This is a genomic window from Lederbergia ruris, from assembly GCF_018332955.1.
GTDB classification, from domain to species: Bacteria; Bacillota; Bacilli; order Bacillales; family Bacillaceae_C; genus Lederbergia; species Lederbergia ruris.
In genome coordinates, this window is record NZ_BORB01000089.1 from 1 (window position 1) to 1,662 (window position 1,662).

Consider the following 1,662-nt stretch of genomic DNA (forward strand, 5'->3'; position numbering starts at 1 on the left):
AAGGACTAGTGGAGCGCTTGGAAGTGAGAATGCCGGTATGAGTAGCGAAAGAAGGGTGAGAATCCCTTCCACCGAATGCCTAAGGTTTCCTGAGGAAGGCTCGTCCGCTCAGGGTTAGTCGGGACCTAAGCCGAGGCTGAAAAGCGTAGGCGATGGATAACAGGTCGATATTCCTGTACCACCTCCCCGCCGTTTGAGTAATGGGGGGACGCAGGAGGATAGGGTAAGCACAGCGCTGGAATGCTGTGTCCAAGCCGTTAGGCTGAAGAGGAGGCAAATCCTTCTCTTTAAAGCGGAGCGGTAATGGCGAGGGAAATAAAGTACCGAAGTTCCTGATTCCACACTGCCAAGAAAAGCCTCTAGCGAGGCGGGAGGTGCCCGTACCGCAAACCGACACAGGTAGGCGAGGAGAGAATCCTAAGGTGATCGAGAGAACTCTCGTTAAGGAACTCGGCAAAATGACCCCGTAACTTCGGGAGAAGGGGTGCTCTTATGGGTGAAAGCCCAAGAGAGCCGCAGTGAATAGGCCCAGGCGACTGTTTAGCAAAAACACAGGTCTCTGCAAAGCCGCAAGGCGAAGTATAGGGGCTGACGCCTGCCCGGTGCTGGAAGGTTAAGAGGAGCGCTTAAGGCTTTGCCTGAAGGTGCGAATTGAAGCCCCAGTAAACGGCGGCCGTAACTATAACGGTCCTAAGGTAGCGAAATTCCTTGTCGGGTAAGTTCCGACCCGCACGAAAGGCGCAACGATCTGGGCACTGTCTCAACGAGAGACTCGGTGAAATTATAGTACCTGTGAAGATGCAGGTTACCCGCGACAGGACGGAAAGACCCCGTGGAGCTTTACTGCAGCCTGATATTGAATGTCGGTGCAGCTTGTACAGGATAGGTAGGAGCCGTAGAAACAGGAGCGCCAGCTTCTGTGGAGGCATCGGTGGGATACTACCCTTGCTGTACTGACCTTCTAACCCACGCCCGTAATCCGGGTGGGAGACAGTGTCTGGCAGGCAGTTTGACTGGGGCGGTCGCCTCCTAAAAAGTAACGGAGGCGCCCAAAGGTTCCCTCAGAATGGTTGGAAATCATTCGCAGAGTGTAAAGGCACAAGGGAGCTTGACTGCGAGACCTACAAGTCGAGCAGGGACGAAAGTCGGGCTTAGTGATCCGGTGGTTCCGCATGGAAGGGCCATCGCTCAACGGATAAAAGCTACCCCGGGGATAACAGGCTTATCTCCCCCAAGAGTTCACATCGACGGGGAGGTTTGGCACCTCGATGTCGGCTCATCGCATCCTGGGGCTGTAGTCGGTCCCAAGGGTTGGGCTGTTCGCCCATTAAAGCGGTACGCGAGCTGGGTTCAGAACGTCGTGAGACAGTTCGGTCCCTATCCGTCGCGGGCGCAGGAAATTTGAGAGGAGCTGTCCTTAGTACGAGAGGACCGGGATGGACGCACCGCTGGTGTACCAGTTGTCTCGCCAGAGGCATAGCTGGGTAGCTATGTGCGGAAGGGATAAGTGCTGAAAGCATCTAAGCATGAAGCCCCCCTCAAGATGAGATTTCCCTAGGCGCAAGCCTTAAGACCCCTGAAAGATGATCAGGTTGATAGGTCCGAGGTAGAAGTGTGGTGACACATGTAGCTGACGGATACTAATCGGTCAAGGACTTAATC

Annotated in this window: 1 rRNA gene; it reads left to right on the top strand. The window is 54.7% G+C overall.

Annotated features, from left to right (window positions below):
* A 23S ribosomal RNA gene (locus KI363_RS21500) occupies nt 1-1,662 on the top strand; the annotation flags it as partial.